General features: G+C 68.0%; 9 protein-coding genes. 7 read left to right on the top strand and 2 right to left on the bottom strand.

Annotated elements, in window-relative coordinates; all coding sequences use genetic code 11:
* The first annotated feature begins 9 nt into the window (after positions 1-9).
* From IRZ30_RS05335 to IRZ30_RS05365, 7 genes are all read left to right on the top strand, one after another.
* Positions 10-606 carry a metallophosphoesterase family protein gene (locus IRZ30_RS05335; RefSeq protein ID WP_294083705.1) on the top strand — a complete coding sequence of 199 codons (597 nt, stop codon included), beginning with the start codon at positions 10-12 and terminating at the stop codon, positions 604-606.
* Between the two features lie 54 nt (positions 607-660).
* The gene (locus tag IRZ30_RS05340; protein WP_294083707.1) at positions 661-1098 is read left to right on the top strand and encodes a four helix bundle protein; all 438 of its coding nucleotides are present in this window, start codon (positions 661-663) and stop codon (positions 1096-1098) included.
* Between the two features lie 61 nt (positions 1099-1159).
* On the top strand, positions 1160-2200 hold the full coding sequence (locus IRZ30_RS05345; protein ID WP_294083709.1) for an SDR family NAD(P)-dependent oxidoreductase: 1041 nt from the start codon (positions 1160-1162) through the stop codon (positions 2198-2200).
* 39 nt (positions 2201-2239) lie between these two features.
* Positions 2240-2764: a DinB family protein gene (locus tag IRZ30_RS05350; protein ID WP_294083711.1), complete on the top strand. Its 525-nt coding sequence runs from the start codon at positions 2240-2242 to the stop codon at positions 2762-2764.
* A 19-nt stretch (positions 2765-2783) separates the two neighbouring features.
* Positions 2784-3794, top strand: a complete 1011-nt coding sequence (locus IRZ30_RS05355) for an SDR family NAD(P)-dependent oxidoreductase (protein WP_294083713.1) — start codon at positions 2784-2786, stop codon at positions 3792-3794.
* Positions 3795-3966: 172 nt separating this feature from the next.
* Positions 3967-5118 carry an acetyl-CoA acetyltransferase gene (locus IRZ30_RS05360; RefSeq protein WP_294083715.1) on the top strand — a complete coding sequence of 384 codons (1152 nt, stop codon included), beginning with the start codon at positions 3967-3969 and terminating at the stop codon, positions 5116-5118.
* Positions 5119-5120: 2 nt separating this feature from the next.
* Positions 5121-5540, top strand: a complete 420-nt coding sequence (locus tag IRZ30_RS05365; RefSeq protein ID WP_294083717.1) for a Zn-ribbon domain-containing OB-fold protein — start codon at positions 5121-5123, stop codon at positions 5538-5540.
* Positions 5541-5553: 13 nt separating this feature from the next.
* Here IRZ30_RS05365 and IRZ30_RS05370 read toward each other — a convergent pair whose 3' ends face one another.
* Positions 5554-6021 (bottom strand): hypothetical protein, encoded by a 468-nt coding sequence (locus tag IRZ30_RS05370; RefSeq protein WP_294083719.1) that lies wholly within the window; start codon positions 6019-6021, stop codon positions 5554-5556.
* 347 nt (positions 6022-6368) lie between these two features.
* Positions 6369-6552: flagellar basal body rod C-terminal domain-containing protein (locus IRZ30_RS05375; protein ID WP_294083721.1), on the bottom strand; the 184-nt coding region annotated here is incomplete at its 5' end.

Here is a 6552-nt window from a genome sequence, read left to right on the forward strand (position 1 = left end):
GGAGGTGCGATGCGGTTCGGTCGTCGAGTCGGCATCATCGGCGATGTGCACGGAGCGGATGGATTGCTCACCCGTGCGCTGGCCGCCTGCCGGGCGGCGGGGGTCGAGACGGTCGCGTTGCTCGGCGACCTCTTCGACCGCCTGGAGCAGGCCGACGCCGTGGCCCGGGCGCTCGACGGCTGGCACATCGTCGGCGTGCGCGGCAACCACGAGCGCGAGGCGCTGCTGGCAACCTCGGGCGAACAGCGTGACATCCGACCAGCTACCGCTGCTCTCCTGTGCAGCTTGCAGGACCGCGTGATCCTCGACGACGTGTGTCTGGTCCACGAAGAGGATGGCTGGGGCCGGCATGACCCGGTCGCCACCCTGTTCGGCGGCTCCGGTTGGCTGTCCACCCGCCACTACCCCGCCTGGATCACCTTCGCCGGTCATACTCACGTCCGCCATGCCCGCGACGAGCGCGGCCCGCTCGACATCGGCCGAGGAAGCGTGACGCTTGTCCCGTATCGCCGGTATCTGATCAATCCTGGAGCACTGGTTAATGGCCAGTTCGCTATCTGGGATCGGGAGGGCAGCGAAGTCAAGTTTTGTGACTTGAAGGGGTGAGGCGGCATTCGTCATACGTCATGCGTCATGCGTCACGCGTAGGGGAGGCGGGGAGTGGACTACGGGGAATGGGAACGTACGGTGCCGACGGCGATCACGAGTGATGTGTTGTGGCGGCTCCGTGTATACCGCCTGGCGCTGTACGCAGCCGACATCGGATGGAACGACGTCGTCCGGATGGGTCAGGATCGCCGTGTCCGGGCCTTGACCGATCAACTCTACCGATCCCTCGGATCGGTCAGCGCCAACATTGCAGAAGGGTACAGCCGTTCTACAGGCCGAGAGCGGGCACGCTTCTATGAATATGCGTTGGGTTCCGCGCGTGAGAGTCGCGACTGGTACTACAAGGTACGTCATGCGCTTGGCCCCGAGGTTACGGAACATCGCTTGGCGCTGTTGACGCGGATTATCCAACTCTTGCTGGTAGCCATTCCCGACCAGCGTGGCAGTAGTATCCGAGAGGAACCTGTGCTCTACGATGTCGACGGCTGAGTTAGCCAACAGGACCATGACGCATGACGTATGACGCATGACGTGCGGTAAAGGAGGCACCATGAACACACTCGACGGCAAAGTCGCGCTCGTCACCGGCGCGGGGCGAGGGATCGGCCGCGCGGTGGCGGAGTTGCTGGCGGAGGAAGGGGCCGCGGTGGTCGTCAACGACTTGGGCACGGCCCTTTCCGGCGAGGGAGCCGATATCTCCGTGGCCCAGCAGGTGGTGGACGCAATTCGCGCCGCCGGTGGGCGGGCGGTGGCCAACACCGAGTCGGTCGCCGACTACGCCGCGGCGGGGCGCATGGTCGAGCAGGCGCTGGATGAGTTCGGCCGCCTCGACATTGTGGTGAACGTCGCCGGGATCCTGCGCGACCGGATGATCTTCAACATGACCGAGGAGGAGTGGGACGCTGTCATCGCCGTGCACCTGAACGGCACTTTCAACACGTCCCGCCATGCCTGTGCGCTCTTCCGCGAGCGGAAGACGGGCGGGCGGATCATCAACTTCTCCAGTGTCTCGGCCTGGGGCAGCCCCGGCCAGCCGAATTACGGGGCGGCCAAGTACGGCATCCTCGGCTTCACCGCGGTGCTGGCCAACAGCATGAGCCGGTATGGGGTGACCGCGAACGCCATCCTGCCGTATGCCGCCACGCGCATGATCGACTCGACGCCGCGCGGGCAGGAGTTTGCCCGCCAGCACGGCAAGCCGCCGAGCGAGATGGCGGCGGGGACGGAGGGCGACCCGGCCAACGTCGCGCCGATGGTGGCGTACCTCGCCAGCGACGCGGCGGCGGGCATCAACGGCCGCTTCTTCGGCGTGCGCGGGTACACGATCCAGCTCTACTCCTCCTGGGAGATCGCCGCGGTTCTGGGTGCCGACCGCCGTTGGACGCCGCAGGAACTGGCCGAGTTCTTCCCCACCTGTATCGACCCGCTGCTGGAGGACGTGCCGACGGTGGAGGTGCCGGGCCAGGAGCGGCCGCTGCGCGGTACCGCCGCGCTCCAACATGATTCATCAGCATGGGAGGAGTTCGCGCCGGGGATCCAGCAGTGGGTGCGTACCGGCTACTACGCGGCGAAGGCGGCTGCTCGATCCTGACGTGGTCGGCGTTCGCGACGAAGGGAGCAGAGAGTACAGATGTACGTACCGATGATTCGGCTGCTCTTCGACTACAGTGCCTGGGCTGATGCGCGGATCTTCGCGGCTGCCGAAGGGCTCACGCAGGAACAGTGGCTGGCACCCGGCAACGCCGGGCGCGGCTCGATCCGCGACACGCTCGTCCACGCGATCGCGGCGCACCGGCGTTGGATCTCCTGGCTCGACGGCTCGGTCCCGCCGCAGGAGGCGATGCGGCTCAACATCGACCCGGAGTCGGTGCCCGACTTGGCGGCGCTGCGCGAGCGGTGGGAGCAGGTGCAGCAGCAGACACGGGCCTTCCTGGAGCGAGCCACGGAGGAGCTGCTGGCCGAGGAGCTCAGCTCGCCCACGCCGCGGGGAGGCGTCTGGACCGCCCCACGATGGGAGATCCTGGTTCACGTGGCGAACCACAACACGCAGCACCGCAGCGAGGTGGCGGCCATGTTGACCCAGTTCGGGCACTCGCCCGGCGACCTCGATGTCCTCTTCTACCTCTTCGAGCGTCGCCCGCCGGTGGGCGCGTAGGCGACATGGGAGGTTTACGATGGGAATGCTCGACGGCAAGGTCGCGATCGTGACCGGTGCCGGCCGGGGAATCGGCCGGGGAATCGCCCGGCAGATGGCCGCCGAAGGTGCGGCGGTCGTGGTCAACGACCTCGGGACGGCGCTCTCGGGCGAGGGCGTGGACGTTTCGGTGGCGCAGCAGGTGGTCGATGAGATCCGCGCCGAAGGCGGGAGTGCCGTGGCCAACACCGACTCGGTCGCGGACTACCGGGCAGCCGAGGCGATGGTGCAGCAGGCGATCGACGCCTTCGGGCGGCTGGACATCGTGGTCAACTGCGCCGGGATCCTCCGCGACCGGATGATCTTCAACATGACGCCCGAAGAGTGGCAGGCGGTGCTCGACGTCCACCTCAAGGGGACGTTCAACCTGTGCAAGTGGGCGTCCGTGCGCTTCCGCGAGCAGAAGAGCGGGCGGCTGATCAACATGACGTCCAACTCGGCGTTTGGCGCGCCGGGGCAGCCGAACTACGCCGCCGCCAAGGCGGGCATCATCGGCCTGACGCTCTCCTGCGCCAATGGGCTCGCCCGCTACAACGTGACCGCCAACGCGGTGGTGCCGAGCGGTGCCACCCGGATGATCGACTCGATCCCCAGCGCCCGTGAGGCGGTGGCTCACACCGGCAAGCTGCCGAGCGAGCTGGCCGCCGGGACGGAGAAGGATCCCGACAACGTGGCGCCGCTGGTGACCTACCTGGCCAGCGATGCGGCCCAGCACATCAGCGGGCACCTCTTCGGCTCGTTCGGCTACAACGTGGTCCTCTTCTCCCAGCCCAAGATCATCAAGACGCTACGCGCAGACCACCGCTGGACCGTCGAGGAGCTGGCGCAGCACATCCCGCAGGCGTTCGGGTCTGACTTCCAGGAGGTGGTCAACGACCCGCGGGTCTCGGCAGCGATCGAGGCGATCCCGGAGGGCAAGTGGGTCGAGATCGGTCCCGGCCTGCGCTTCTTTGGGACCAAGATTGAGCCGCACATGGAGTTTGTGTGGTGAGGCGTTGGCCCTCACCCCCGACCCCTCTCCCAACCTTGGGAGAGGGGCGGAGGACGGAGCACGAAGCACGCAGTACGGGGTTCTGGCACCGCACTGCGTTCCCCCTCTCCCAGAGTTGGGAGAGGGGGCTAGGGGGTGAGGGCCGCCGGATCACGTGAAAGGATCACCCAACGTGATCGCACTCTCGGGGAAAACCGCCATCGTGGGGGTGGCGGAGTCGGATCAGATCGGGAAGGTGCCGAACAAGCCGGCGATCGCCCTCCATGCCGAGGCAGCGCTGAACGCGCTGGAGGAGGCCGGGCTGACGCTGCGCGACGTGGACGGGCTGTTGACGGCCGGAATCAGCCCGCTCGAGCTCGGTGAGTACCTCGGCATCGAGCCGTCGTACACGGACGGGACGTCGGTCGGCGGGTCGTCGTTCGTCATCCACCTTGCGCATGCCGCCGCGGCCATCGTCACCGGCCGCTGCTCGGTGGCGCTGATCACGCACGGGGAGAGCGGGCGCTCGCGGGTCGGGATGCCGCCGCGCGCCCCGGCACCGGACTCGCTGCGTGGGCAGTTCGAAGATCCCTACGGCCTGCCGACGCCGGTGGGCGCCTACGCGCTGGCGTGTTCGCGGCACATGGCGGAGTACGGGACGACGAAGGAGCAGCTCGCCGAGATCGCGGTCGCGACGCGCAAGTGGGCCATGCTCAATCCCAAGGCGTACATGCGCGACCCGATCACGATCGAGGACGTGCTGAACTCCCGGCCCATCGTCTGGCCGTTCAACCTGCTCGACTGCTGCCTGGTGACCGACGCGGGCGGGGCCTGCGTCGTGACCTCGATCGAGCGGGCGCGCGACCTGCGACAGCGTCCGGTCGCGATCCTGGGTGTCGGGGAGAGCCACGATCACTCGATGATCTCCCAGATGCCGAGCCTCACGTCGTTCGCCGCGCGGCGCTCCGGGCAGGCCGCGTTCAAGATGGCTGGCGTCACGCACGACGATATCGACCTGGCGATGATCTACGACTCCTTCACCTACACGGTGCTCCTGTCGCTGGAGGACCTCGGCTTCTGCGCGAAGGGCGAGGGGGGCGCGTTCGTCAGCGGCCAGCGCACCGCGCCGGGTGGCGACTTCCCGATGAACACCAACGGCGGGGGCCTGTCGTACACGCACCCCGGTATGTACGGGATGTTCGCCATCATCGAAGCCGTCCGTCAGCTCCGCCACGACTACGCGGACCAGGGCATCCGGCAGGTGCCGAACTGCGAGCTGGCGATTGTGCATGGAACCGGCGGCGTCCTCTCGTCGGCCGGGACTGCCATTCTGGGGAGGGTGTGACCGTGAGTGCCCCGAGCAAGCCGCTACCCGTCGCCGACCCGGTGACGGCGCCGTTCTGGGAGAGCGTCCGCGCGCACGCGATGCAGATCCAGCAGTGCGACGCCTGCGAGCGCTTCGTCTTTTACCCGCGCGTCGTGTGTCCCCACTGCGGCTCGCGCGCGCTCACCTGGCGACCGGTTGCGGGAACCGGTGTGGTCCACGCCTTCGCGATCGTGCACCGGCATCCGAACCCGGCCTTTGCCGCCGAGATCCCGTACGTCGTGGCGCTCGTCGAGCTGGACGAGGGCGTGCGGATGATGACCAACCTCGTCGACGTGCCACCCGACCCGGCGGCCGTGCGGGTCGGGATGCCGGTCGAGGTGGTCTACGACGACGTGAGCGATGAGGTGACGCTCCCGAAGTTCCGGCCGCGGAGCGGATGAGGTTGCGTCGTCCCTAGCTGACCGGGATGGTAAACCGAGCCTCGCGCTCGATGCCGCCGGTGTTGAGCGTGGTGATGAGCGTCCAGGAGCCGGGTTGATCGAACTCGACGACCGCGGTCAGCCCGGCCTCCGGCTCGTTCCCGTCCGGCAGGGGTGAGGCAGGCACGGGATCCAGGGTCGTGCCGTCCGGGCGCACCGGTGTGAAGCGCACGTCGTTCAGTTGGACCGGCGTGCCGATGGTGCTGGTGAGCTGGACCGTGACGCGGGTGCGTCCCTGCTCCGCCGGGTGTGGGTCGGTCCAGAGGTTGATCAGGTACTCCTGCTGACCGGCCATGCCGGGAAGGGTGGCGCGCTGCTGGTAGGCCGGGTCGTTGGCATGGCCCAGGCTCATCCAGGCAACCCCAACGGCGAACACCAGCACAGCCGCGGCGACGATCATTAGCGTGACACGACCGCGGCTCGATGCGGTCCGGTTCGACACCGTGGCTCCTCCTCAGTCCCGGGCGGGTCCCCGCCCGCCCCGCGGCCCTAATGATAGGACACGGCTTCACCACGGTGTCGGGCGGGAACCGGGCGGTAGTGGGAGGATCTCCGAAGGTTTCACGTGCGCGGGGCTATTGGAGTGTGACGAATTACGTGGGTGCACGCCGGGGTGCGGGAACCTCCTCACCACCCGCCCGGAACGGGCTTGCCCCCGTTGGAATCCTCTCCTCGCTTGCCATGGGCATCTGCCGGGCGGCGGGACCCAGTGGAACGCCGGACGATACTTGAGTGGCCGGGGCGAGGTGCCCCGGCCACCGGCGCTCGTGCGCGTGCGGTGCGCGGCGATTACCGCTTGAGGTTGACCAGATCCTGCAGGACCTCGTCGGAGGTGGTGACGACGCGGGAGTTCGCCTGGAAGCCGCGCTCGGCCAGGATCATGTTGGTGAACTCCTCGGCCAGGTCGACGTTCGACATCTCCAGGTAGCCCGCCGCGACCTGCCCCCGGCCGCCGCGGTCATACATGCAAGGC

The sequence above is a fragment of the Sphaerobacter sp. genome (assembly GCF_019683595.1).
In the GTDB taxonomy this organism is placed as follows: Bacteria; Chloroflexota; Chloroflexia; order Thermomicrobiales; family Thermomicrobiaceae; genus Sphaerobacter.